This window comes from Frondihabitans sp. 762G35, from assembly GCF_002074055.1.
Classification (GTDB): Bacteria; Actinomycetota; Actinomycetes; order Actinomycetales; family Microbacteriaceae; genus Frondihabitans.
Map to the genome: position 1 here is coordinate 1,996,249 of NZ_CP014619.1, position 25,230 is coordinate 2,021,478.

General features: G+C 71.2%; 24 protein-coding genes and 1 tRNA gene. 8 read left to right on the forward strand and 17 right to left on the reverse strand.

Annotated features, from left to right (window positions below; genetic code table 11):
• Positions 1 to 21: 21 nt before the first annotated feature.
• From AS850_RS09535 to AS850_RS09545, 3 genes are all read left to right on the forward strand, one after another.
• Entirely contained in the window at positions 22 to 1,617 is a 1,596-nt protein-coding gene (locus AS850_RS09535; protein WP_119868903.1) for an outer membrane protein assembly factor BamB family protein, read from the forward strand.
• 22 nt (positions 1,618 to 1,639) lie between these two features.
• Entirely contained in the window at positions 1,640 to 2,686 is a 1,047-nt protein-coding gene (locus tag AS850_RS09540; RefSeq protein WP_119868904.1) for an FUSC family protein, read from the forward strand.
• Between the two features lie 155 nt (positions 2,687 to 2,841).
• A complete protein-coding gene (locus AS850_RS09545) occupies positions 2,842 to 3,333 on the forward strand; it encodes a hypothetical protein (protein ID WP_119868905.1) in 492 nt (163 codons plus the stop codon).
• Positions 3,334 to 3,476: 143 nt separating this feature from the next.
• Here the strand turns inward: AS850_RS09545 and AS850_RS09550 are convergent.
• A tRNA-Glu gene (locus AS850_RS09550) sits at positions 3,477 to 3,549 on the reverse strand.
• A gap of 145 nt (positions 3,550 to 3,694) precedes the next feature.
• Between AS850_RS09550 and AS850_RS09555 the strand changes: the two genes are divergently transcribed.
• Entirely contained in the window at positions 3,695 to 4,336 is a 642-nt protein-coding gene (locus AS850_RS09555) for an MBL fold metallo-hydrolase (RefSeq protein ID WP_119868906.1), read from the forward strand.
• Between the two features lie 80 nt (positions 4,337 to 4,416).
• On the opposite strand, the gene AS850_RS09560 is transcribed toward AS850_RS09555, so the two are convergent.
• The 11 genes from AS850_RS09560 to AS850_RS09610 all read right to left on the reverse strand — a co-directional run bounded on the left by AS850_RS09560 (position 4,417) and on the right by AS850_RS09610 (position 16,801).
• On the reverse strand, positions 4,417 to 5,523 hold the full coding sequence (locus tag AS850_RS09560; RefSeq protein ID WP_119868907.1) for a branched-chain amino acid aminotransferase: 1,107 nt from the start codon (positions 5,521 to 5,523) through the stop codon (positions 4,417 to 4,419).
• Positions 5,524 to 5,531: 8 nt separating this feature from the next.
• Positions 5,532 to 6,602: a 3-isopropylmalate dehydrogenase gene (locus AS850_RS09565; protein WP_119868908.1), complete on the reverse strand. Its 1,071-nt coding sequence runs from the start codon at positions 6,600 to 6,602 to the stop codon at positions 5,532 to 5,534.
• Between the two features lie 112 nt (positions 6,603 to 6,714).
• The gene (gene serA / locus AS850_RS09570) at positions 6,715 to 8,304 is read right to left on the reverse strand and encodes a phosphoglycerate dehydrogenase (RefSeq protein WP_119868909.1); all 1,590 of its coding nucleotides are present in this window, start codon (positions 8,302 to 8,304) and stop codon (positions 6,715 to 6,717) included.
• A 214-nt stretch (positions 8,305 to 8,518) separates the two neighbouring features.
• Positions 8,519 to 8,947 (reverse strand): hypothetical protein, encoded by a 429-nt coding sequence (locus AS850_RS09575; RefSeq protein ID WP_119868910.1) that lies wholly within the window; start codon positions 8,945 to 8,947, stop codon positions 8,519 to 8,521.
• Positions 8,944 to 9,426: a hypothetical protein gene (locus AS850_RS09580; protein WP_119868911.1), complete on the reverse strand. Its 483-nt coding sequence runs from the start codon at positions 9,424 to 9,426 to the stop codon at positions 8,944 to 8,946. Before AS850_RS09580 ends, AS850_RS09575 begins: the two co-directional genes overlap by 4 nt.
• Complete coding sequence (locus AS850_RS09585) at positions 9,423 to 10,580, reverse strand: mannitol-1-phosphate 5-dehydrogenase (protein WP_119868912.1); 1,158 nt, start codon at positions 10,578 to 10,580, stop codon at positions 9,423 to 9,425. The genes AS850_RS09580 and AS850_RS09585 overlap by 4 nt, the downstream gene beginning before the upstream one ends.
• A gap of 115 nt (positions 10,581 to 10,695) precedes the next feature.
• Positions 10,696 to 11,721, reverse strand: a complete 1,026-nt coding sequence (ilvC, locus tag AS850_RS09590) for a ketol-acid reductoisomerase (protein ID WP_119868913.1) — start codon at positions 11,719 to 11,721, stop codon at positions 10,696 to 10,698.
• A gap of 99 nt (positions 11,722 to 11,820) precedes the next feature.
• Positions 11,821 to 12,327: an acetolactate synthase small subunit gene (gene ilvN, locus AS850_RS09595; protein WP_119868914.1), complete on the reverse strand. Its 507-nt coding sequence runs from the start codon at positions 12,325 to 12,327 to the stop codon at positions 11,821 to 11,823.
• Positions 12,324 to 14,204, reverse strand: coding sequence for an acetolactate synthase large subunit (locus AS850_RS09600; RefSeq protein WP_119868915.1), 1,881 nt, complete (start codon positions 14,202 to 14,204; stop codon positions 12,324 to 12,326). Before AS850_RS09600 ends, ilvN begins: the two co-directional genes overlap by 4 nt.
• A gap of 55 nt (positions 14,205 to 14,259) precedes the next feature.
• Complete coding sequence (gene ilvD, locus AS850_RS09605; protein ID WP_119868916.1) at positions 14,260 to 15,972, reverse strand: dihydroxy-acid dehydratase; 1,713 nt, start codon at positions 15,970 to 15,972, stop codon at positions 14,260 to 14,262.
• A 22-nt stretch (positions 15,973 to 15,994) separates the two neighbouring features.
• Entirely contained in the window at positions 15,995 to 16,801 is an 807-nt protein-coding gene (locus AS850_RS09610; protein ID WP_119868917.1) for a hypothetical protein, read from the reverse strand.
• Between the two features lie 71 nt (positions 16,802 to 16,872).
• Between AS850_RS09610 and AS850_RS09615 the strand changes: the two genes are divergently transcribed.
• Positions 16,873 to 17,445, forward strand: coding sequence for a DinB family protein (locus AS850_RS09615; protein WP_119868918.1), 573 nt, complete (start codon positions 16,873 to 16,875; stop codon positions 17,443 to 17,445).
• A gap of 30 nt (positions 17,446 to 17,475) precedes the next feature.
• On the opposite strand, the gene otsB is transcribed toward AS850_RS09615, so the two are convergent.
• The 3 genes from otsB to AS850_RS09630 all read right to left on the reverse strand — a co-directional run bounded on the left by otsB (position 17,476) and on the right by AS850_RS09630 (position 20,731).
• The gene (otsB, locus tag AS850_RS09620) at positions 17,476 to 18,300 is read right to left on the reverse strand and encodes a trehalose-phosphatase (RefSeq protein ID WP_119868919.1); all 825 of its coding nucleotides are present in this window, start codon (positions 18,298 to 18,300) and stop codon (positions 17,476 to 17,478) included.
• Complete coding sequence (locus AS850_RS09625) at positions 18,297 to 19,823, reverse strand: alpha,alpha-trehalose-phosphate synthase (UDP-forming) (protein WP_119870241.1); 1,527 nt, start codon at positions 19,821 to 19,823, stop codon at positions 18,297 to 18,299. The genes otsB and AS850_RS09625 overlap by 4 nt, the downstream gene beginning before the upstream one ends.
• Positions 19,824 to 19,915: 92 nt before the next feature.
• A complete protein-coding gene (locus AS850_RS09630) occupies positions 19,916 to 20,731 on the reverse strand; it encodes a fructosamine kinase family protein (RefSeq protein ID WP_119868920.1) in 816 nt (271 codons plus the stop codon).
• Between the two features lie 7 nt (positions 20,732 to 20,738).
• Here AS850_RS09630 and AS850_RS09635 point away from each other — a divergent pair, with 7 nt between their 5' ends.
• From AS850_RS09635 to AS850_RS09645, 3 genes are all read left to right on the forward strand, one after another.
• Complete coding sequence (locus AS850_RS09635) at positions 20,739 to 21,707, forward strand: magnesium transporter CorA family protein (protein ID WP_119868921.1); 969 nt, start codon at positions 20,739 to 20,741, stop codon at positions 21,705 to 21,707.
• Positions 21,708 to 21,795: 88 nt separating this feature from the next.
• The gene (locus AS850_RS09640; protein WP_119870242.1) at positions 21,796 to 22,650 is read left to right on the forward strand and encodes a sugar phosphate isomerase/epimerase family protein; all 855 of its coding nucleotides are present in this window, start codon (positions 21,796 to 21,798) and stop codon (positions 22,648 to 22,650) included.
• 27 nt (positions 22,651 to 22,677) lie between these two features.
• Entirely contained in the window at positions 22,678 to 23,193 is a 516-nt protein-coding gene (locus AS850_RS09645) for a hypothetical protein (RefSeq protein ID WP_216819725.1), read from the forward strand.
• 7 nt (positions 23,194 to 23,200) lie between these two features.
• On the opposite strand, the gene AS850_RS09650 is transcribed toward AS850_RS09645, so the two are convergent.
• Positions 23,201 to 24,349, reverse strand: coding sequence for an SLC13 family permease (locus AS850_RS09650; RefSeq protein WP_119868922.1), 1,149 nt, complete (start codon positions 24,347 to 24,349; stop codon positions 23,201 to 23,203).
• Positions 24,346 to 25,170 carry a glycoside hydrolase family 16 protein gene (locus AS850_RS09655; RefSeq protein ID WP_119868923.1) on the reverse strand — a complete coding sequence of 275 codons (825 nt, stop codon included), beginning with the start codon at positions 25,168 to 25,170 and terminating at the stop codon, positions 24,346 to 24,348. Before AS850_RS09655 ends, AS850_RS09650 begins: the two co-directional genes overlap by 4 nt.
• Positions 25,171 to 25,230 lie beyond the last annotated feature (60 nt).

Sequence of the window (25,230 nt, forward strand, 5' to 3'; positions counted from 1 at the left end):
CCGGATGCGCGAGGAGGCGTGATGGGACGGTCGACCGACGACCCCTGGCTCCCCGCGCGCCCCGCGGGTGATCGCGCCGCCTGGGACGCGTCGTCCGCGTCGGGTCCTCGGTGGCCCGGCACGACCGTGCCTCCCCTCTCGCCGATCGCTCGCGACGGAGCACCGTCGGGTTCGCGGCCGGGTGAGCGGCCGAGTGGGCGGCCGGGCCGTGGTCGCTTCCGCCGTCTCCGGACCGGGAGCAGGATCCTCGCGGCCTACCTCGCCCTCGCGGCCGTCGTCGCCCTCGTCGCCGGTGTCGGCACCGCTCTCCAGCCCGTCTACGGCTCCCTGTCGCCGTGGCACGGCATCGCCGTCGACGACGTCCGCTCGGCTCCCTCGACGAGCAGGTGGGCCGTCGACCTGACGCGGACGCTCGCCCCCGGGGCTCCCCCGGAGTGCGTCCGGTTCACCGCCGTCGACGCGGGCCAGGACCTCGCCCTCGTCCGCGCCGACGCGGCGTACGCGTACGGATTCTCCGAGAACCCGATCTGCTCGGCGGTGCCCGCGGGATTCCGCTCGCGGATCGTCCTCCTCGACGCGGCGACCGGAGCCGTCCGCTGGGTGCACGACGCCTCCTCCGGCTTCTCGGCCGGACAGGGCGTCGGGATCGCCTGGCTGTCGACCTTCGACCACTCCACCCGCGTCCTCGTCCGGGCGCAGTCGATCTCCCTCGCCGTGACGCAGACGCTCTCGCTCGAGACGGGGAAGGTCCTGTCGTCGACGGATCCCGCCCCGTGGTCGCAGGAGGATCGCTTCACGGCCACCGGATCGGTCGTGGCGCAGGGGACGCTGAGCGAGGACCGGCTCACGTACACGTACACGCTGCGCGACGCGGACGACCTCCGCCGCGTGGTCTGGAGCGGCGAGGGCAACCAGGAGGCGACCCTCATCGCGCTGAGCGACCGGCTCCTGCTCGGCACCGACGGCACGGAGCAGATCCCGCTGTCGACGGGTCGGCCTTCGGCGTGGGGTCCGGCGATCGACACGTCGCTCGGCGTCGTGGTCCGCGACGACGTGGTCTACGCGGCCGACACCTCCGGCTCGGGGGTCACGACGCAGGCGCGAGCGGGATTCACCGCCACCGACCGGACGGGCCGCGTCCTGTGGCGCTCGGGCCTCGCGCTCCGCGGCAGCTCGTCGTCGACCCGCTCGTGCCTGGCGGTCTCGAACGCGCCCGGCGACCGGCTGAGCTGCCTCGACTACCGCACCGGCCGCGCTCTCTGGTCGGCCGAGGTCGGACAGTTCGCGCTCGCCGGGAGCGCCTCCGGCCAGCACAGCGACGACGTCTACGTCCTCACCGCACGCCGCGACTCCCGCCTCGTCGCCCTCGACGGCCTCACCGGCCGGGAGCGGTTCCAGACCCCGGTCCCGACCGGGGCGGCCCTCGTGGCCGCCGGGACGAGCGCCGGCTACGCCATCGCCTATGGGCGCTCCGGCGCGCAGTCGACGGCGATCGCCCTCGACCTCTCGAGCGGCTCGCGCCTCTGGCAGTACGACTCGACGCTGCAGCTCGGCATCTGGGGCGGCCACCTCGTCGACATCGGTCGCGACGGTCTCGCGCGGAGGCTCGACGACTGAGCCGGTGGAACAATGGCGGGACATGGCTGCCGCGCGATTCACCCCGTCCTCCCCCCGCACCGTCGACCTCGAGATCGCCCTGCGCGCGGCCATCGGTCTCGCCGTGCCGCTCCTCGTCCTCCTCGCCGTGGGCCGGATGGAGCTGGCCGCCTACGCCACCTTCGGCGCCTTCACCGGTCTCTACGGTCGGGGCGAACCGTACCGGAGCCGCATCGTCACCGTGTCCGCGGCGGGTGCCGGCCTGCTCGCCTCGATGGCGCTCGGCGTCGCGGTGTCGCTGACCGGCGCGCCGCTCGCCGTCGAGGCGGCCCTGCTCGTCGTCGTCCTCGTCGCCGGATCGCTCCTGCACAGCTATCTTCAGGCGATCCCCGGGCAGCCCTTGTTCTTCTGCTTCGCGTTCGTCGTCACGGCCGTGATCCCCGTGGCGCCCGGGACGCTCCCGGCCGTCACCGCCACGGCCCTCGGCGGTGCCGCGTTCGCGTGGCTCGTCAGCCTCGCGGGATGGGGGCTCCGGGCGCGCTTCGGCCCCGGGCATCCTGCTCTCTTCCGCCCCCTGGCGCGGAGGCCGCGGCGCACCCGCGCGACGCTCCGCGATCCGATCGTGATCGAGTACGCCGTGCTCAACGCCGTCGGAGCCCTCGCGGCCGGAGCGATCGCCCTCGCGATCGGCCTCGGCCACAGCTACTGGGCCGTGATCAGCCTCGTCGCGTGTCTGCCCGCCGCGAACGCTCGGCACTCTCCTGCCCGAGCGCTGCACCGGGTGATCGGGACCGCCGTCGGCGTAGGGGTCGCGGCCCTCCTGCTCGCGGCCGATCTCCCTCCGCTCGGGATCATCGGGGTCGCCGTCGTGTGCCAGTTCCTCGCCGAGCTCCTCATCGCCCGGAACTACGCCGCGACGCTCGTCGTCCTCACCCCGCTGGCCCTCCTCGTGACCACGCTCAGCTCGCCGAGCCCCCTCGGGCCGCTCATCCGTGACCGACTCGTCGACACGCTCATCGGGGCCGCCGTCAGCCTGGCCCTGCTGGTGCTGCTGCTGCCGCTCCGGAGACGGCGGATCCTCGCGTCCTGACCGCGACCCCGGGGCCGGCACGTCGTCGTCGTGCGGACAGCCGGAAGCCTGCAGGGCCGCACCGTCGCGCGGACAGCCGGGGGCCCGCCGGGCCACACTCGAGGGCACGGCACCGGCGCTCCGACGGGCCGCCCCCCGTCGAGAGAGGACCCGCCATGACCGACGACCAGACCACCACGTCCCCCGCAGCCGACTCCGAGGCGCCGGGGCCGGACACGCCCGACGCCGCGCACCTCCGCCCCGAGGGCGTCGACGACGCCACCGTCGAGGCCGTCGGGAAGCTCTCCGAGGCGCTCGAGGTCGTGGAGCAGGCCCGCGTGTTCCTCTACTGCTTCCACCGCCTCTCCGGCAAGGCCGACCTGAACCTCGGCGAGGCCGTCGAGCTGCTGCGGAAGGCGGGTCACACGGAGCAGGCCGACCGTCTCGACCGGGAGATCGTCGGCCGGAACGTGATCGAGGGACGCTGGACATTCCAGATCATCGAGGACTACGACGACACCTACTACGGCGCCTTCAGGGAGGCGGAGCGGGCCGTGCGCGAGGATCTCGTCGCCGGCCGGAAGCACCTCTTCGAGTCGGAGATGAAGGAGGACCGCCGGACCCCCGGAGCCCGCCACCACGAGTCGCGACCCGAGCAGGGCGTCTGATGTGCCGTTCCGTGCAGGATGTCGCGTCGAGACGTGACACGGTGCGCTGAACGTGACACGGTGCACGGAACGTGACACGGTGCTCGCGCGTCGCCTCGTGCAGAAAGACGAAGGCGCCTTCCTGAGAAGGCGCCTTCGGGTCGTGACCCCAACCGGATTCGAACCGGTGTTACCGCCGTGAGAGGGCAGCGTACTAGGCCGCTATACGATGGGGCCGTGTTTGCGACTCGTCGAGTATGCCACACCCGCTGGGACGCAACAAATTGAGCGAGGCTCGTGTCTCGGAGGGCCTCGCCGCCGCCCGGAATCGGCTCCGAACGGGCACCGGTAACGGGGATGCTCGCGAGCGTACGCTCGACGTATGCGAGTAACGAAATATGAACATGCCGCGATGGTCGTCGACGAGGGCGGGCGCAAGCTCGTCATCGATCCCGGATCGTTCACGCGGTCGCTGACCGACCAGACGGACGTCGAGGCGATCGTCGTGACCCACGAGCACGCCGATCACTGGACTCCCGAGCAGCTGAAGGGCCTCCTCGAGACCAACCCCTCGGCCTCCGTCTTCGGCCCCGCAGGAGTCGCGAAGGCGCTGAGCGCCGAGGGCATCGAGGTCGAGACGGTCACCGATGGCGACACCGTCGAGGTCGGCCCGTTCACGCTGACGTTCGCCGGCACCGATCACGCCGTGATCCACGAGAGCATCCCCGTGCCCGACAACACGGGCGTCCTGGTCAACGGCAAGCTGTTCTACCCCGGTGACGCCTTCTTCGTGCCGCCGTTCCCGGTCGAGGTCCTGGCGGCCCCCGTGGGCGCCCCGTGGCTGAAGATCTCCGAGGCGATGGACTACGTGTCGGCGGTCAAGCCGGCCCGGAGCTTCCCCGTGCACGAGAAGACGCTGTCCGACGCCGGCTTCGGCATGCACGCCGACCGGATCGGGGCGGTGACGACCGAGGGTGGCGGGAGCCCGAGCATCCTGCAGCCCGGGGAGTCGCTCGACATCTGACGCCACGGCGACGACACGAACGCCCCGCGCACGGCCCGACGGATCGGGTCGGCGCGGGGCGTTCTCAGCGTCGAGGACGACTAGGCGTCGAGGCGGGTGAGCCAGCCGTGGACGTCGGGACGACGGCCGTACTGGATGTCGGTGAGCTCCTCGCGGAGCGACATCGTGAGCGGCCCCGGCTGAGCGTCGGGAGAGCCGACCGAGAAGCCCTCGCCCTTGAGCTCGGCGATCGGCGTGACCACGGCGGCCGTCCCGCAGGCGAAGACCTCGACGATGTCACCGGACTCGACGCCCTCGCGCCACTCGTCGATCGTGACCCGGCGTCGCTCCACCCGGTGACCGCGGTCTTCGGCGAGCTGCAGCAGCGAGTCGCGGGTGATGCCCTCGAGGATGGAGTCGGACTCCGGGGTGACGAGCGTTCCGTCTTTGTAGACGAGCACAACGTTCATGCCGCCGAGTTCCTCGATGTAGGTGGCCTCGACCGAGTCGAGGAACAGCACCTGGGCGCACCCGTGCTGGTACGCCTCCTCCTGCGGCAGGAGCGACGAGGCGTAGTTGCCGCCCGTCTTGGCGGCGCCCGTGCCGCCCTTGCCGGCGCGCGAGTAGTTCGTCGACAGCCAGATCGACACGGGGGCCACGCCCCCGCTGAAGTAGGCGCCCGCCGGGCTCGCGATGACGTAGAACCCGACCTTGTGGGCCGCGCGCACGCCGAGGAAGCTCTCGGTGGCGATCATGAACGGGCGGATGTAGAGGCTCTGCTCGTCGGCGGACGGGACCCAGTCGACGTCGGCCCGGACGAGCTGCTTGAGCGACTCGACGAAGTCGTCGACCGCGAGCTCGGGCAGGGCCAGGCGACGCGCAGAGCGCTGCAGGCGGCGGCCGTTGGCGTCGGGGCGGAAGGTCCACACCGAGCCGTCCTCGTGGCGGTAGGCCTTGAGCCCCTCGAAGATCTCCTGCGCGTAGTGCAGGACGGAGGCCGCCGGGTCGAGCGTGATCGGACCGTACGGCACGACGGCCGCGTCGTGCCAGCCCTCCTCGGTGGTCCACTCGATCGAGACCATGTGGTCGGTGAAGAACCGGCCGAAGCCCGGGTCGGCGAGGATCGCCTCGCGCTCGCTCTCCGCGCGGACGGCCTCCGACGGGGTGAGCTCGAATCGGAGCGGGAACGTGTCGTGCGTGGTGGTCATGGGGATCCTTAGCGGGAGGCGGCGGTGAGGCTCGAGACGGCCGCGGCGATCGCGTCGCCGATCTCGGTCGTCGAGCGGGCGGAGGTGCGGGCGGCGATGTCGTGCTCGACGGCGCGGGTGACCAGGGCGGCCTCCTCGGGGAGTCCGACGTGGTCGAGGAGGAGCGCCGCGGAGAGGATGGCCGCCGTGGGATCGGCCTTCTGCTGACCGGCGATGTCGGGCGCGGAACCGTGGACCGGCTCGAACATGCTCGGGAAGGCGCCGTCGGGGTTGATGTTGCCCGAGGCGGCCAGACCGATGCCGCCGCTGATCGCGCCGGCGAGGTCGGTGAGGATGTCGCCGAAGAGGTTGTCGGTGACGATGACGTCGAACCGGGAGGGGTCGGCGACGAGGTGGATCGTCGCCGCGTCGACGTGCTGGTAGTCGACCTGGACCGCAGGATGCTCGGCCGCGACCCGATCGACCGTGCGCTGCCAGAGCGATCCCGCGAAGACGAGGACGTTGGTCTTGTGCACGAGCGTGAGCCGGTGTGCGGGACGCTTCTCGGCGAGGTCGAAGGCGTGGCGCACGACGCGCTCGACGCCGAAGGCGGTGTTGACGCTGACCTCGTTGGCGACCTCGTGGGGCGTGCCGGTGCGGAGGGAGCCGCCGTTGCCGACGTAGGGCCCCTCCGTGCCCTCGCGGACGACGACGAAGTCGACCTCGCCGGGATCGGCGAGGGGAGAGGGGACGCCCGGGTAGACCTTGGTCGGCCGGAGGTTGACGAAGTGGTCGAGCGCGAATCGCAGCTTGAGCAGGAGACCCCGCTCGATGATTCCGCCCTGGAGCGCCGGATCGCGCGGGTCGCCGCCGACGGCGCCCAGGAGGATCACGTCGTGGCTGGAGATCGCTTCGAGATCGGCGTCGGTGAGGATGTCGCCCGTGGCCTTGTAGCGAGCGGCCCCGAGAGAGAACTCGGTCACGTCGAAGGAGACCTCTCCCCCGTCGGTGACCGCCCGGAGAACCTTGAGCGCCTCCGCGACGACCTCCGGCCCGATCCCGTCGCCCGGGATAGCGGCAAGTCTGACGGTACGGCTCATGGCGGCTCCTCGTGCTCGATGCGTTGCCCCAGCTTACCGACGCGAAAAGGGCCCCGCGGCTCGTCCGCGGGGCCCTCGTCGCGCGCGTCGGACGCCCGCGCGCGAACCGGATCTAGAGGGTGACGTCGATCTCCTGCATGACGTCGGCGTCGATCGCGCGGCGCACCTTCTCGAGGAGACCCTCGGGCGCGGGGCTGTCGATGGTGAGGACGCTGAGGGCGGCGCCTCCTGCGGTCGTCCGGGCGATCTGCATGCCGGCGATGTTGATGCCCGCCTCGCCGAACTCCTTGCCGTAGACCGCGACGATGCCGGGGCGATCGGTGTAGAGCATGACGATGTGGTGCTTCGCGATCGGGACCTCGACGTCGTAGCCGTTGATCCCGACGATCTTCTCGACCTGCTTGGTGCCGGTGAGCGTGCCCGACACGGAGATCTGACGGCCGTCGCTCAGGGCGCCCCGGATCGTGAGGATGTTGCGGTACTCGTCGGAGACGGCGTCCGTGATGAGCCGCACGTCGATGCCGCGCTGCTCGGCCAGGACCGGCGCGTTGACGTAGCTGACGGTCTCCTGCACGGCGTCGGAGAAGACGCCCTTGAGGGCCGCGAGCTTGAGGACGCTGACGTCGTAGTCGGCCAGGTCACCGTGCACCTCGACGTCGATCGACGTGAGCGGGCTGTCGGCGAGGCCCGCGAAGACCTGGCCGAGCTTCTCGACGAGCGGGATGCCCGGGCGGACGTACTCGTCGATGACCCCGCCCGCCACGTTCACGGCGTCGGGGACCAGCTCGCCACCCAGAGCGAGTCGGACGGACCTGGCCACGGAGACGCCGGCCTTCTCCTGAGCCTCGTCGGTGGACGCGCCCAGGTGCGGCGTGACCACGACGTTGTCGAGGGCCAGCAGGGCGGTGTTGGTGGGCGGCTCGGAGACGAAGACGTCGAGGCCGGCTCCGGCGATCACGTCGTTCGTGAGCGCCTCGAACAGCGCCTCCTCGTCGATCAGACCGCCGCGGGCGACGTTCACGACGTACGATGTCGGCTTCATCAGGGCGAGCTGCGCGGTGGAGATCATGCCGGTCGTCTCGGGCGTCTTCGGCATGTGGATCGTGACGAAGTCGGACGTGGCGAGGAGCTCGTCGAGGGTGAGGAGCTGGACGCCGAGCTGCGCTGCCCGCGCGGGCGTCACGTAGGGGTCGTAGGCCATGACGTTCATACCGAAGGCCTGGAGGCGGGCGGTGATGAGCGCGCCGATCCGGCCCAGTCCGATGATGCCGACCGTCTTCTCGTAGAGCTCGACGCCGGTGTACTTCGAGCGCTTCCACTGGCCGTCCGCGAGCGACGCGTGGGCGGCGGGGATGTGACGGGCGAGGCTCAGGATGTGACCCACGGTGAGCTCGGCGGCGGAGATGATGTTCGAGGTCGGCGCGTTGACGACCATCACGCCCGCGTTCGTCGCCGCCTTGATGTCGACGTTGTCGAGTCCGACGCCGGCCCGGGCGACGACCTTGAGGGCCGGAGCCGCGGCGATGGCCTCGGCGTCGACCTTCGTCGCCGACCGCACCAGGATCGCGTCGGCGTCCGCCAGGGCCGAAAGGAGCGCCGGACGGTCGGTTCCGTCCACGGTGCGGACGTCGAAGTCGGGCCCCAGGGCGTCGACGGTAGCGGGCGAGAGTTCTTCGGCGATCAGGACGATCGGCTTGGCCACGGAGGATTCCTAACGCTGGGGACGGGGTCGGCGCGCGGCCGGGGAGCGGCTCGGGCGCGGATCCAGACTAGCCACGGGCATCCTGCCGTCGAGGCCCCCGAGCCACCCCTGGCGGCCGAACCTGGGAATCAGCAGGCAGTCCGCAGGCGAGGCGGACCATATTCGACGCCGAGCGCAGGGGACGAGAGGGGCGGAGCGCCGGGGCCCGAAGGGCTCAGAGCCCGAAGGCCCCGGAGATCGACGCCGATACCGACGCCGCCACGGCGCTCACCGCGGCGAAGACGACCAGGAGCCACAGGGCACGACGCCAGAGCGAGCGACCGCGTCCCAGCAGGATGCCCGCGACGAAGCCGACGACGGGGCTGACGACAGCGATGACCAGCGGGGTCCACGGGACGGGCTTGATCAGCCCGTCGAGGCCGTTCGCCCGGTAGAAGTCGTAGTTGCGCGTGATGAGCGGCGGCACCGTGATGACGTTCTGGACGGCGGTCCAGGTCGTGTAGGCGTACAGGAGCGCGAAGAGGGCGAGCATCACGATCCAGCCGACGAACACGCCCGTGCTCGAGCGCATGTCGCCGTTCTCCGGGGTGTCGTCCTCCGGCGTCTCGTCGAGGAGCTCGTCGTCGACCTCCGCGCGGCTCACAGGGAGACTCCCAGCAGGAACGGCCACGGCAGCAGCACGACGACGCCCGCGACGAACCAGATCAGGCGGGCCTTCGGGGGCGTGACGGGGGTGAGCAGCAGCGCGGCGGTGAACCAGAGGGGTGCCGAGACCACGGCGAGGTACTGGCCGATGTACCAGAACGCCAGCGGTACCCCGGCGAGGTTCGGGGCAGAACCGCGACTGACCGCCAGGAGCCACGCGACCGTGTAGAGGAGGAATACGGCCCCGAAGACGCCGTGCGCGACGAGGAGGGGCGAGCTGAGAACGCCCTCGGGGAGCTCCTCGTCGTCCTCCTCGGGATCGTCGTCGGGATCGTCTCCGACAGCGGTCGACGCCGCATCGGCGGCGGGACCCTCGACGTAGCTCGGATCGCGGGACTCGCCCCAGCTCAGCGCCTCGTCGTCGTTCTCCGGGCGCGTCTCGAGCCCGGCGTCGTCGCGGCCGGCACCGACGCTCACGCCGTCACCCTGCTCGCGGCCAGCTTGTCGGCGACCGCCGAGACGAGCGACGCGAACAGCGGGTGACCCGCGTAGACGCCGGTGAGGGTCTCGGTCAGCAGTTCGACGGGCGCACCCGACGTCAGCAGCGACTGCAGCTCGCGGCTCTCGACGTCGTCGGGGACGTCGAAGTCGAGGGCGGCGCGGATGGCGCGGACGAGGGCGTCGAACGGCAGGCCGCGTTCGGCGAGCTGGGCCGCGGGTCCGACGAGTCGCTCGTGACGGCTCAGCTTGCTGAGCGGATTGCGGCCCACGCGGCCGGTGGTGTCGGGCAGCCAGGGGTTGGAGATGCGCTCCAGGTTGCGGCCGATGTACGCCTGCTGCTCGTCTTCGTCGAACCCGTGCTTGGCGACCAGGAGGGCCTTCGTCTGGTCGAGGACCGCGAGCACCTCCGCGTGCACGACGGGGTCGGCGAGCGACTCCCGGATGCTCGTGAGGCCGCGGCCGTAGCCGTAGTAGGCGGCCGCCGCGTGGGCGGTGTTGACGGTGAAGAGCTTCCGGTCGATGAACGGCGCCAGGTCGGTGACCCACGAGACACCGGCGATCTCCGGGTGGTCGGTCCGCCCGAAGAACGGACCGCTCTCGACGATCCACTCGGAGAACGACTCGATCGCGACGTCGAGACCCGGCGTCTGCTCGGGGACGATGCGGTCGATCACGCAGTTGGCGAAGACCGCGTTGTCGATCGGGGCGATCTGCGCCACGGCCGCCGCCAGGCTCGCGGTCGCGCCGATGGCGGTCTCGCAGGCGATCACGACGAGAGGGCCGAGGGCCGCGGGGCGCTCGGCGAGGCCGCGCGCGATGGCGGGGGCGAGCGACGGCAGGATGCGCGGGCCCACCGAGGTCGTGACGACGTCGGCGGTGGCGATCTCCGCCACGACGGCGCTCTCGTCGGTGCGGTTGTTGACCGCGCGGTAGTCGGTCACGGTGTGGACGCGGGCGTCGCCCCCGACCTCGTGGACACGGTACGTTCTCTGTTCGCCGAGTGCGCGCACGACGGCGTCGTCGACGTCGGCGAACACGACCTCGAAGCCGCTCGCGGAGAGGAACTGCCCCACGAAGCCCCGGCCGATGTTGCCGGCCCCGAAGTGGACCGCCTTCTTGCTCAAAGCCATCTGCCTATCGTCTCACGAGCGTCTGGGCGAACGAGACACCGGTTCCGGCGTCCGCCCCTGATCTCTCGGGGTGGAGCGTCGGAACCGGTGTCGGGGGAACGCGTCGAGCGGTGCTCTAGCGAGCGGCGCTGCCGTCGACGTAGTCGGAGTCCTGCTGCTTCCAGGCGAAGAGCGCCCGCAGCTCCTGGCCGGTGGCCTCGATCGGGTGCTGCTCGCCCTTGGTGCGGAGGGCCTTGAACTCGGGGGCACCGGCATCCTGGTCGTCGATGAAGCGCTTCGCGAACGCGCCGGACTGGATGTCGGCGAGGACGGCCTTCATGTTCTCCTTGACGTCGGGCGTGATGACGCGCGGGCCGGAGACGTAGTCGCCGTACTCGGCCGTGTCGGAGACGGACCAGCGCTGCTTGGCGAGGCCGCCCTCCCAGATCAGGTCGACGATGAGCTTGAGCTCGTGGAGGACCTCGAAGTATGCGATCTGCGGCTGGTAGCCCGCCTCGGTGAGCGTCTCGAAGCCGTACTGGATGAGCTGCGACGTGCCACCGCAGAGGACGGCCTGCTCGCCGAACAGGTCGGTCTCGGTCTCCTCGGTGAACGTGGTCTTGATGCCGCCGGCGCGGAGTCCGCCGATGCCCTTGGAGTACGACCAGGCGAGATCCCACGCGGATCCGGTGGCGTCGACCTCGACGGCGACGATCACGGGGACGCCGCGGCCGGCCTCGAACTCGCGGCGCACGGTGTGGCCGGGGCCCTTGGGGGCGACGAGGACGACGTCGATGCCCTCGGGGGCCTCGATGTAGCCGAAGCGGATGTTGAAGCCGTGGCCGAAGACGAGCGCGTCGCCGGGCTGGAGGTTCGGGGCGATGTCGTCGGCGTAGACGTGGCGCTGCACCTGGTCGGGCGCGAGGATCACGATGACCTCGCCCCACTTGGCGGCCTCGTCGGGGGTGAGGACGGTGAAGCCCGCCTCCTCCGCCTTGGCGCGGCTCTTCGAGCCCTCCTTGAGCCCGACGACGACGTCGACGCCGGAGTCGCGGAGGTTCAGCGCGTGTGCGTGGCCCTGCGAGCCGTAGCCGATGACGGCGACCTTCTTGCCCTGGATGATCGAGAGGTCGGCATCGTTGTCGTAGACGATTTCAGTCACGTTCGTGGTTCTCCTTGGTGTGTTGTCGTGAGTGTTCTGCAGGGGCCGACGGGCGGTGGCCCGACCGCAGGAGCTGCGGTGCGGGCCCCCGGCGCCGGCTCAGTTCTTGAAGACCCGGTCGGTGATCGACTTCGAGCCGCGACCGATGGCGAGGAGCCCGGACTGCGAGATCTCCTTGATGCCGTAGGGCTCGAGGACGCGCAGGAGCGCGTTCGTCTTGCCGGTGTCGCCGGTGACCTCGATGACGAGCGCGTCGGTCGAGACGTCGACCACGCTGGCGCGGAAGAGCGTCACCGCCTCGAGGACCTGGGACCGCGAGGTGTTGTCGACGCGCACCTTGATCAGCATGTGCTCGCGCTGGACCGACTGCGAGTAGTCGAGCTCGACGATCTTGATCACGTTGATGAGCTTGTTCAGCTGCTTCGTGACCTGCTCCAGCGGGAGCTCCTCGACGTCGACGACGACGGTGATCCGGCTGAGGCCCGCGATCTCGCTCTTGCCGACGGCGAGGCTCTCGATGTTGAAGCCGCGGCGCGCGAACAGGCCGGCGACACGGGTCAAGAGACCCGGTTTGTCTTCGACGAGCAGGGAGAGGACGTGGCTCATGCGTGTTCTCCGGTCATGTCGCCGTCGCGCGTGGTGTCGGAGGCGCTCGTTCCGGGCGCCTCGTCGTCCCACTCGGGGGCGAGGGCGCGGGCGTGCTGGATCAGGGAGTTGCTGACGCCCTGCGGCACCATCGGCCAGACCATCGCGTCGCGGCTGACCACGAAGTCGATGACGACCGGGCGGTCGTTCGTCTCGAGGGCGAGGGTGATCGCGTCGTCGATCTCGTCCTCGCGGGTGACGCGGATCCCGAGCGCTCCGTAGGCGTCGGCCAGCTTCACGAAGTCCGGCACCATTCGCGTCTCGTGACCCGTGTTGAGGTCGGTGAAGGAGTGGCGACCGTCGTAGAACAGGGTCTGCCACTGCCGCACCATGCCGAGCGACGAGTTGTTGATGATCGCGACCTTGATCGGGATGTCGTTGATGACGCAGGTGGCGAGCTCCTGGTTGGTCATCTGGAAGCAGCCGTCGCCGTCGATCGCCCAGACGACGCGGTCGGGCTGGCTGACCTTGGCGCCCATCGCGGCGGGCACCGAGTAGCCCATCGTGCCCGCTCCCCCGGAGTTGAGCCAGGCGTGCGGGCGCTCGTAGCTGATGAACTGCGCGGCCCACATCTGGTGCTGACCGACGCCCGAGGCGTAGACCGCCTCCGGCCCGGAGAGCTGGCCGATGCGCTGGATGACCTTCTGCGGCGAGAGGAGGCCGTCGTCGGGCTCGGTGAAGCCGAGGGGGAACTCGGTGCGGAGCTCGGTGAGGCGCTCCCACCACGCGGCGATGTCGGGTCGGGTGCCGCCGGTGACGTCGGCGAAGGCCGCCGTGAGGTCGATGATGACCTCCCGGGCGTCGCCCACGATCGGGACGTCGGCGATCCGGATCTTCGAGATCTCGGCGGGATCGATGTCGACGTGGACGACCTTCGCGTCGGGCGCGAAGAGGTCGGCCTTGCCGGTGACGCGGTCGTCGAAGCGGGCTCCGAGGGCGACGATGAGGTCGCTCTCCTGGAGGCCGAGCACGGCGGGGACGGTGCCGTGCATGCCGGGCATGCCGAGGTGCTGCTGGTGGGAGTCCGGGAAGGCTCCGCGGGCCATGAGCGTGGTGACGACGGGCGCACCCGTCGCCTCGACGAGGGTCAGGAGCTCGGCCGAGGCCTCCGAGCGGATGACGCCGCCGCCGACGTAGAAGACGGGCCGTTTGGCCTCGGCCAGGAGCTGCGCGGCCGCGGTGATCTGCTTGCCGTGCGCCTTGGTGATCGGACGGTAGCCCGGCAGGTCGACCGTCTCGGGCCAGACGAAGGGGGCGGAGTTCTGCTGGGCGTCCTTGGTGATGTCGACGAGAACGGGACCGGGGCGCCCCGTGGAGGCGATCTGGTAGGCCGCCGCGAGGGTCGCGGGGACGTCCTCCGGCTTGGTCACCAGGAAGGAGTGCTTGGTGATCGGCATCGTGATGCCGACGATGTCGGCCTCCTGGAAGGCGTCCGTCCCCATCAGGGTCGAGAAGACCTGACCCGTGATCGCCAGGAGCGGCACGCTGTCCATGTAGGCGTCGGCGATCGCGGTGACGAGGTTCGTCGCTCCCGGACCGGAGGTGGCGATGGCGACACCGACCTTGCCGGACGCGGCGGCGTAGCCCTCGGCGGCGTGACCCGCGCCCTGCTCGTGGCGGACCAGGATGTGGCGGATCGTCGTCGACGACATGAGCTCGTCGTAGAACGGGATGATCGCGCCGCCGGGCAGGCCGAAGACGTCGGTGACGCCGAGCTCCTCGAGCGAGGCGAGGATCGCGCCCGACCCGGTCATCACCGGGGGCGACGCCGGCCTCTCGGGCGCGATCGTGCGGGGGCGCGTCGGCGCCGTGGGCAGGGGTGTGGTTTCCGGAGGCATGAGAGCCGATTCCCTCTTTGGCTGGTGGTGAACGTGACGCGCGTTCGCGTGTCGACTAATACGTGACAGCGCCCTCCGCCGCGGAGCGGACCTGGCGCGCGTACTTCGCGAGAACGCCGCGGGTGTAGCGCGGAGGCAGAGGAGCCCAGCCGTCACGGCGGGCATCAAGCTCGGCTGTGTCGACGAGTAGGTCGATCGAGCGAGCGGCGATATCGACCCGAATCAGATCACCATCGCGCACGAAGGCGATCGGACCGGAGTCGACCGCTTCGGGTGCTATGTGGCCGATGCACAGGCCGGTTGTGCCGCCTGAGAATCGTCCGTCCGTCAACAGTAGTACATCTTTGCCGAGACCCGCGCCCTTGATGGCGGCGGTGATCGCCAGCATCTCGCGCATGCCGGGGCCGCCCTTCGGGCCCTCGTAGCGGATGACGACGACGTCGCCCTTCTCGATGGTGCCCGCGGTCAGCGCGTCCATCGCTGCGCGCTCCCGCTCGAACACCTTCGCGGGCCCTTCGAAGACCTCCGCGTCGAAGCCGGCGGTCTTGACCACGGCCCCCTCGGGAGCCAGCGAGCCGCTGAGGACAGTGAGCCCGCCGGTCGGGTGGATCGGGTTGTCGAGGGTGCGGAGGACCGTGCCGTCGAGAGCCTTGGGCTTGATCTCGGCGAGGTTCTCGGCGACGGTCTTGCCGGTCACGGTCAGGCAGTCGCCGTGCAGGAGACCCGCGTCGAGCAGCGCCTTCATGACGACCGGGACACCGCCGTGGCGGTCGACGTCGTTCATGACGTACTCGCCGAACGGCTTGAGATCACCGATGTGGGGGACCTTGTCGCCGATGCGGTTGAAGTCGTCGATCGTGAGGTCGACCTCGGCCTCGTAGGCGATGGCGAGCAGGTGGAGCACGACGTTGGTCGAGCCGCCGAACGCCATCGCGACCGCGATGGCGTTCTCGAACGCCTTCTTGGTCAGGATCTGGCGGGCCGTGATCCCGTGACGCAGCATGTTGACGACGGCCTCGCCCGAGCGGTGCGCGTAGTAGTCGCGGCGCCGGTCGGCGGAGGGCGGCGAGGCGGAGCCGGGGAGGCTCATGCCGAGGGCCTCGGCGACGCTCGCCATGGTGTTGGCGGTGTACATGCCGCCGCAGGCACCCTCGCCCGGGACGATGGCGCACTCGATGGCGTGGAGGTCCTCGTCGCTGATCGTGCCCGCCTTGGAGGCGCCGACGGCCTCGAAGGAGTCGATGATCGTGACGGTCTTCTCGGTGCCGTCGCTGAGCTTCACCCAGCCGGGCGCCACGGATCCTGCGTAGAGGAAGACGCTCGCCAGGTCGAGGCGCGCCGCCGCCATGAGCATGCCGGGGAGCGACTTGTCGCAGCCGGCGAGCAGGACGGAGCCGTCGAGGCGCTCGGCCATCATGACGGTCTCGACGCTGTCGGCGATGACCTCGCGGGACACGAGCGAGAAGTGCATGCCCTCGTGGCCCATGGCGATGCCGTCGGAGACCGAGATCGTCCCGAACTGGAGCGGGTAGCCGCCGCCGGAGTGCACGCCCTCCTTGGCGCCCTGGGCGAGCCGGTCGAGGGAGAGGTTGCAGGGGGTGATCTCGTTCCACGACGAGGCGATGCCGATCTGCGGCTTCTCCCAGTCGGCGTCTCCCATTCCGACCGCGCGCAGCATGCCGCGCGAGGTCGTGGCTTCGACGCCGTCCGTGACGTCGCGGCTCCGCGGCTTCACGTCGACCCCGTACTCGTTCAGGTTCTCAGGCATGGGGTCAGTTTAGGGCTTCGGATCAGGGCTTCGGACGCCCCGCACCGGACGAGACCACAGTCGCTCCCGCGGGCGACGGCGTCATCTCGAGGAGCCCCGCCCGGAGGTCCCAGACGGCCGACACGGATCCACCCCGCGGCGTGCCGATCACCAGCCGGACGCCGCTCGCGGCCACCTCGCTCCGCGGCGTGCACGAGCTCGCGGCGCGGGTGCCCTGCACCACCATGACGAGGCAGAACGACCGATCCTCTCCCCGGGCCACCCACACGCTGGCCTCACCGTCCGCCGAGCCCCACTGGGCGAGCACGCGCCGGGTCGACGAGCCGTCGATCCCGGCGAACAGGATCGTCGGCCGGTCCACGGCCGACTGGGGCTGAGCGAAGTACTGGGCGCCGAGCGCCTCGGCGGCGGCCGCGGCCTCGGCGCTCGACGACGCCACCGGAACCGCGGGGCTCAGGGACGACCCGACCCGGGCCCGGGTCGCGAGAGGCTCCCCGGCCGGATCGCCGACCGCGAGGCTGGTCGCGACCCCGGCCCCGACGAGAGCGGCGAGCACGACGGCCACCGTCGCTCCGGCGAACCAGGAGCGGGCCGGTCTCGGCCGCTCGGGCGGCGGCTCCTGCACGGCCGGGGCGACGTCGAGGGGCGCAGGATGCCCGGGCTCCGAGCTCCCCGCCCCGGCACCGAGCAGCGCCCGCAGTGCGGCCACGTCGGACGCGTCGACCGACCCGCCGCCGTAGACCCGGGCCTCGAGGTCGCGCCGACGTCGCGCCCCCGACGTGTCGCCATCGTCGGGATGCGCCGGATGCCCCGCGACATCGCGCGCCATGCCAGAAGGGTAGACCTCCGCAGGGCCGCGCAGAAGGTGCGATCGCCGGGACTTCGGAGGAGAGTCGGGGCATGGACCAGAAGGCGACTCTCCTCCGTTACCTCACGATCGGCCGGGACGACCTCCTCGCGAAGCTCGACGGGCTTTCCGACTACGACGTCGTCCGCCCGATGACACCGACCGGGACGAGCCTGCTGGGCCTCGTCAAGCACACGGCGAGCGTGCAGCAGGAATACCTCGGATCGGTCTTCGACCGCCCCTCGGGACTCGCGGGAGCCTGGCTCGAGGACGACGCCGAGGACGACTCGGACATGTGGGTCGCGCCCTCGGAGTCGCGCGCGGAGATCGAGGCGTTCCACCGCGCTTCCGCCCGGCACGCCGACGCCACCGTCGAGGCGCTCGACCTCGACTCCCCCGGACTCGTGCCGTGGTGGTCGGAGGAGCGGCGGCACGTGACGCTGCAGCAGGTCCTGGTGCACCTGATCGCCGAGACGGCGCGTCACGCGGGGCACGCCGACATCCTCCGGGAGCTCACCGACGGCTCGGCGGGCAACGGGCCCGGCGACCCGAACCTCCCGGACAGGACCGCCGACGACTGGGCCGCGTTCCGCGAGCGCATCGAGCGGTCCGCCCGCGAGCGCTAGGCGCTCGGGCGAGCGGTCCGCCCGCGACCGCTAGGCGCGACCGAGGTGCGCCCGGAGCTCCGCGAGATCCTGGAGGACGTGGGCGACGTCGGCCGGCGACGCGACGCGGTAGTGCGCCGCGGTCTCGCCCGGCCCGCACTTGAGGCCGAGGTCGCCCTCGACGAGCGCTGCGAAGCCGTCCTCGTCGGTGACGTCGTCGCCCGCGAAGAAGACCGCGGTCGAGCCGACGATCCGGCGGAGCCGCTCGATCGCGTCGCCCTTCGACGCCGAGCGCACGGCGAACTCGAGCACGTTCTTGCCGACCCGCTCGGTGGCGGCGGAGGCCTCCTCGGCGACGCGGCGCCGCACCTCCTGCTGGACCGTCTCGGTCGTGGCGTCGTCCGCGAGGCGCGTGTGGATCGCGAAACCGGCGGGTTTCTCTTCGACCTGCACGGTGTCGTAGGGGGCGGCCGACTCCGTGAGGATGCCCTTGAGCGACTGCCGGAGAGACTCCTCCTCGGGCGTGAGCGTGACCTCGGCCTCGCCGTCGATCCGGTACTCGACCCCGTGCGAGCCGACGAGCAGAACCGAGTCGGGCGCGTCGGCGACCGTCGTCAGGCTGTCGAGGGCACGGCCGGACACGAGCGCGACGGTCGTGTCGGGCTGATCGGTCAGCCGCAGGATCGCCTCGGCCGCCTCCGGGAGGGCCCGCGCGGCGAGGGGCTTGTCGACCTCGGGGGCGAGGGTGCCGTCGAAGTCGAGGGCGACGAGGAGGTGCGGGGTCGTCGCGATGAGTCCGAGGGCGTCGGCGAGCGCGGTCTCGTCGGTGCGCGGCTGGTCGGTGGCGGGCTGGTCGGTGCGGGGCTGGTCGGTCATGCTGCTCCCTCCTCGGAGTCGTCGGCCGGCTTGGTCGGAGCGGCGATGCGGTGCCCGGGGCGGACGTCGGCGAGCGCGTCGAGGAAGAGCGCCGACCACTTCGCCACGTCGTTGTCGAGCACCCGCCTCCGGAGGGCCCGCATGCGCGTGACCCGGTCGCGCTTCGGCATCTCGATGGCGCGGACGATCGTGTTCTTCAGCCCGCCGATGTCGTGCGGGTTGACGAGGAGCGCGCTGCGGAGCTCGTCGGCGGCTCCGGCGAACTCGCTCAGGATGAGGATGCCGTCGTTGTCGTGCCGCACCGCCACGTACTCCTTCGCGACGAGGTTCATGCCGTCGCGGAGGGCCGTCACGAGCATGATGTCGGCCGCGAGGTAGAGCGCCACCATCTCCTCGCGGGGGTAGCCGTGGTGGTGGTAGCTGATGGCCGTGTGGCTCATCGTGGCGTAGTCGCCGTTGATCCGGCCCACCGTCAGCTCGATCTCGTCGCGGAGGGCCATGTAGGCCTCGACCCGCTCGCGGCTGGGGCTCGCGACCTGGACCAGCGTGGCGTCCTCCACGCTGAGGCGACCATCGGCGAGGAGTTCGCCGAAGGCCTTCATCCGGTGCCGGATGCCCTTGGTGTAGTCGAGCCGGTCGACGCCGAGGATGACCGTCTTGGGGTTGCCGAGCCCCTCGCGGATCTCCTTCGCGCGCGCCTGGACCTCGGGCTTCCTGGCGAGGACCTCCCAGTCGGCGGAGTCGATCGAGATGGGGAACTGCTTCGCCAGGACCCGACGGACCCATTTGCCGCGCTTCGAGACGGCCGCCGTCTCGGGGGCGACCTCGTCGTCGAGGGGCACCTCGATGTAGGGGCGCGTCGTCGTGTAGCCGAGCAGGTGCCGCACCGCGCGGGAGAAGTTCGACGCGTCGTCGCCGCGCTGGAAGCCGATCACGTCCGCGCCGAGCAGGCCCTCGAGGATCCTCTCGCGCCACGGGAGCTGGGAGAAGATGCCGAGGGGCGGGAACGGGATGTGGTTGAAGAAGCCGATCGTGAGGTCGGGGCGGATCTCGCGCAGGAGCTGCGGGACGAGCTGGAGCTGGTAATCCTGCACCCAGACGACGCCGCCCTCCTCCGACACCTCGGCCGCCCGCTCCGCGAAGCGGCGGTTGACCTTGACGTAGGCCTCCCACCACACGCGGTGGAACGTCGGCGGGGAGATGACGTCGTGGTAGAGCGGCCACAGGGTGTCGTTGCTGAAGCCCTCGTAGTAGCGCTGCACCTCCTCGGCGCTGAGCGGCACGGGGACGACGGTGATGCCGTCGTTCTCGAACGGCTCGACGTCGAGGTCGGGCTGGCCGGCCCACCCGACCCAGGCGCCGTCGTTGGCGCGCATGACCGGCTCGAGCGCCGTCACCAGGCCGCCGGGCGAGTGCTGCCAGCTGACCTCGCCGTTCTCGTCGACCGTGTGGTCGACGGGGAGCCGGTTGGAGACGACGACGAAGCCGTACTTCTCGGGGGTGTGTCCGTCTCGGTCAGGCATGGGGTCGAAGGCTCCGCTCGGTGTCACCGGAGGCTCTCCCCCGGGCTCCTCGAGGCTACCAGCGACGCTCCGGCCGGGGGTCGCCCGCGGGGTCAGGAGAGGAGGACGAGGGTGGCCTCGGCGGCCTCCGCGAGAGCGGCGCCGTAGCTCCGGCCGTGACCGGCGGCGTGCACGGCGAGCGGGTGGAGCTGGTGGAGCGGCACCCGCTCCTGCCAGCCGTCCCGAAGCGGGCTCGCCCGGTCGTAGGCGGCGAGGACCTCGCCGAGGAAGGGGCAGCCGAAGAGGGCGAGCATGGCCAGGTCGGTCTCGGGGTGCCCGCCGTGAGCGGCCGGATCGATGAGCACGACGCCTCCCTCGGCGAAGAGGACGTTGCCGGCCCACAGGTCGCCGTGCAGCCGCGCGGGCTCGGCGTCGTCGTCGAAGGCGCCGCGCTCGATCGCCGAGGCGGCACGTTCGACGAGAGTCCACTCCGGCGTCGTCAGCGTGCCGACCTCCCGGGCGACGCGGGCGAAGGGCAGGACGCGCTGCGCGGCGTAGAAGCGCCCCCAGGATCCTCGGGGCTCCGTCGCCATCGGACGCCGGCCGATGAAGGTGGGGCCCTCCCACCCCCGGGGCGGACTCCCGAAGGCGTCGGCTCCCGCGGCGTGCGTCGCGGCGAGCGCCGCGCCGAACGCCTCCGCCGCCTCCCGCGTCGGCCGGACCTCCCGCACCTCCTCGAGGGCGATGCGCCCCGGGCCGACGTCGTCGACGCGCACGACCCGCACGCCGCCCCGCGCTTCGGCCTCGGCGAGCCAGCGGAGCCCGGCCGCCTCGGCCTCGAAGAACCCGGTGGGCGCGTCGGGTCTGGTCTTCTCGAACGACGTCACCCCTCCATCCTGCCCGCCGCTCGGGAGAACGGCGGATACCATTCCCCTCATGCCACGCACACGGGCCTACCGAGACGGCAAGATCGTCGGCCACGGGTTCCCCCTCGACGACGTCAGCGACTTCCTGGAGCACGACGGCTGCTTCGTCTGGGTCGACTTCGAGTCGCCGACCGAGTCGGAGATGCGGCAGGTCGCCGACGAGATCGGCCTCCACGAGCTCGCGGTCGAGGACGCCCTGCACCCCGGGCAGCGTCCCAAGCTCGACCGCTACGAGGACTTCCTCTTCACGGTCCTCTACGACGTCGGTTTCGACGAGGCCTCCGGCGATCTCACGACCGACGAGGTGAAGGCGTTCATCACGCACCGGTCCCTCATCACGGTGCACGAGCCGTCGTTCGACATCGGGATCGTCGAGAAGACCTGGGACGACAACCGCGACCTGGCGAGCCACGGGGTCTCCTACCTGGTCTGGGGGCTCCTCGACACCGTGGTCGATCGGCACTACGACACGGCGGAGATCCTCGGCGACTCGATCGACGGTCTGGAGGAGACCCTGTTCGACGTCCGCCAGCAGACGATGGACGTCCAGCGCAGGTCGTTCGCGCTGCGGAAGAGCCTCGTGGAGTTCCGGCGCGTCGTCACGCCGATGAGGGAGGTCCTCAACACCCTCCTCCGCCGCGACGACTCGAACCTCGCCCCGGAGATGGGGCCCTACTTCCAGGACGTCTACGACCACGTGCTCCGCGTCACGGAGCAGACGGACGCGCTCCGCGACCTCGTCTCGACGATCCTCGACACGAACCTCAGCATCCAGAGCAACCGGATGAACCTCGTGATGAAGAAGGTGACCAGCTGGGCGGCGATCATCGCCGTCCCGACCGCCATCACCGGCTACTTCGGGCAGAACGTGCCCTACCCCGGGTTCTCGCAGACCTGGGGCTTCTGGCTCTCCACCGTCTCGATCGTGGCCATCTCGGTGCTGCTCTACACGCAGTTCAAGAAGCGCGACTGGCTCTGACCCGGGAGACCGCAACCGACACGTGAGGAACCGTGTCCCGTCAGACCTCGTTCACGGCGGGTCCACCGGGGCCGCCTAGCGTGTGGCCATGATCAGCGTCGGTATGAGCACGTCGTGCGCCTTCCCCCTCCCCCTGGAGGCCGCGTTCCGTCTATCGCGCGAGGTCGGGTTCGACGGCGTCGAGGTCATGGTCACCAACGACCCGGCCACGCACCGGGCGTCGCGGCTGCTCGCCCTCGCCCAGGAGCACGGCCAGCCGGTCCTCTCGATCCACGCCCCGGTGCTCCTGCTGACGCATTTCGTCTGGGGTCGCGACGCTCAGGTCAAGCTCGAGAGGAGCGCGGAGCTCGCCGCGGCGACGGGGGCGTCGACCGTGGTGGCGCACCCGCCGTTCCGCTGGCAGGGCGCGTACGCCGACCGCTTCCTCGACATCGTCCGCTCGGTGAGCGAACGCCACGGCGTGACGATCGCGATCGAGAACATGTTCCCCTGGCGGATCGCGGGACGCTCGATGAAGATGTACGCCCCCGGGTGGGACCCCAGCACGATGGACTGCGATGCCGCCACCCTCGACTTCTCGCACGCCTCCCTGTCGGGGCGCGACTCCCTGGAGCTGGCGCGGGCGCTCGACGGGAGGCTCCGGCACGTCCACCTCTGCGACGGCTCCCGCGCGGCGGTCGAGCAGGAGCAGGCCGGCGGTCTCTTCGACGAGCACCTCGTCCCCGGGCGGGGCAACGAACCGGTCGCGGCGGTCCTCCGCGAGCTCGCCTCGCGGGACTGGTGCGGCTCCGTGATCGCCGAGGTCAACACCCGGAAGGCCGGCACGCAGGAGGCACGGGTCGCCATGATGCGGGAGACGCTGTCGTTCGCGCGCGAGGCCCTGGCCGTCCCGCGCCTCCGCCAGGTTCCGCCGCGGGCGTCCGTCGAGCGCCGCTCCGCCTGACGCCGCACCCTGTGCCAGAGTGAGCCCATGATGGATGCGCTCCTCGTGAACGGCGCGGTCGGCGTCGGCAAGTCGACCACCGCCTCCGCCGTCGCGGCGTCGGAGCGCTCCTGCCCGATCGCCCTGATCGACGTCGACGAGGTGCGCCGCTTCTGGCCGGCCCCCGCCGACGATCCGTTCCACCACCGCCTGACCGTCGCGAACCTCCGGGCTCTCGCGTCGGAGTACCGGCGGGCCGGGGCGCAGCGTCTCGTGCTCGCCGGCGTCGTGGAGGATCGCGCCTCCGCGGAGGAGTACCGCGAGGCGCTCGGTGTCGACCGCCTCCTGCTCTGCCGTCTCACCGCGGCCGCCGAGGTCGTGCGACACCGGCTCGAGTCCCGCCACGCCGACGATCCCGCGGGGCTGGCCTGGCACGTCGATCGCGCCGTGGAGCTCCACGGGATCCTGGAGCGTGCGGGTCTCGACGACGTCGTCCTCGACGTGTCCCGGCTGCGGCCGGACGAGGCCGCCCGGTCGCTCCGGGCCAGCGCGGGCTGGGATTGACCGCCGACTAGAGGGTCAGGAGCAGCGTCGCGAGCGGCAGGGCGACGACCGTGATCACGAGGCCGGCGATCGCGAACTTGCCCCAGGGCACCTCGACGCCGAGCCCGGTGAGGCGCCCGTGCCAGAGCAGCGTCGCGAGCGAGGCCCACGGCGTGACGATGCAGCCGATGTTGACGCCGATCAGGATCGCGACGAGCCGCACCGACGACCCGCCGACCGGTTCGAGGGCCAGGTAGGCCGGCAGGTTGTTGGCGACGTTGGCCGAGAGGGCCGCCCCGCCGGCGAGGCGGAGCAGGTCGGGCCAGGAGTCACCCTTCCCGACGACCTCGGAGAGGAGCGTCGCGAGGCCGAGCGCCTGGGCGGCCGCCACGACGAGGAAGAGACCGGAGGCGAACAGCAGGGTGCCCCACGGCACGAGCGTCAAGCGGAGGGCGCCGGGGCGACGCACGGCGAACGCGATGACGAGGACGAGGGCGGCGGCGGCGGCCGGGATCCACACCTCGATGCCCGACACGAGTGCGGGCACGAGGAGCAGGACGACGATGGCGGCGACGAGGAACAGGGGGCGGTCCTCCGCCCGGTCGACGGTGACGACGTCGAAGCGCGCCGACAGCTCGCGGCGGTAGCGCACGGCCACGCCGACGAGGGGCACGAGGACACCCACTGCAGCGGCGGGGGCCACGAGCGACGCGAACGCGAGCGGCGCGGGGTTCCCGAGAGCGTGGACCGCCAGGAGGTTCGTGAGGTTCGACACCGGCAGGAGCATCGAGCCGCAGTTCGCCAGCCACACCGTCGTGAAGGCGAACGGCAGCGGCGACGCCCCGACCTTCCGGGCGACGAGGACCACGACGGGCGTGAGCAGCACCGCCGTCGTGTCGAGCGACAGGAACACGGTGCAGAGCACGGCCAGGACGACGACGAGGAGCCAGAGGATCCAGACGCGGCCGAGCGAGAAGCGGGCCGCGGCTCCTGCGAGCCAGGCGAAGAGGCCGGCCTCCGCCGCGAGGTCGGCGACGATCGTCAGACCCACGACGAAGCCGAGCACGGGCGCGACCCGGTCGAGGAGGGCGATGAGCGCATCGCCGCTGAGAATTCCCGTCAGGGCGGCGATGACCCCGAGGAGGGCGAGGAACGCCCCGATGAGTGCTGACTTCACCTGCTGTACTGAACCACCCAGTCGACCTGGATGTGACCTTTCGCCGTCGTGGAGACGGTCTTGCCGTCGGTGTTGGTCTCGGCCTGGAGGGTCCAGCGCATCGGTTTCGTGGGCACCCCCGCCGCGTTGCTCGTCTGCCCGATCATCCGGCCGTCCCAGTACCAGCGGACCTTGCCGGGCGTCCACTCGGTGACGGCCGTGTGCCAGCCGGTGCCGACGACCGGCGACGCCGAGTGCGGTGGCCCGTCGAACGTCATCTTCCCGTTCTTGTAGCTGCCCTTGACCGCCGAGGCGGCGTAGGCGTTGCCCGCGAGGTTGCCGTCGGGCCAGTCGATCTCGCCGTCGTTCCAGTCGTCGGAGGTCGGCCAGAGCAGGAAGGCCATCTTGTAGCCGGCCACCGCGTCGGTGCGGAAGCGGATCGCGTAGCGGCCGTAGGTCTGCGGCTTGTAGCCGTTCGGCATCGGGGCCGCGACCATCGGACGACCGCTCTGGCTGTGGAGGGAGAAGTCGAGCGAGCCGTTCTTGGCGCTGAGCACCCGAGACGGGGCGTAGAGGCCCTTGCCCGAGGTGTCGGAGAAGCTCGAGTAGCCGTTCCACGCCGCCCCGTAGACGGAGGCGAACTGGCCGATGCCCGCGGTCTTCGTGAAGTCCTGCGACACGACCGGCTTCCAGGTGGTGCCGTTCGACGACACCGTCCCGACCGGCATCGTCGTGCTCGCGGCGGCCTGCGCGGCGGGGCCGTGACCCGCGGAGGCGACGACGACACCCCCCACGGCGGCGGCGGCGGTGAGCCCGAGCAGGGCTTTCCCTCGAAGTCGCATGGGGGACACGCTACAGGCTCGGCACGCTACGGTGGACACCCCCGACGGCAAGGAGAAACC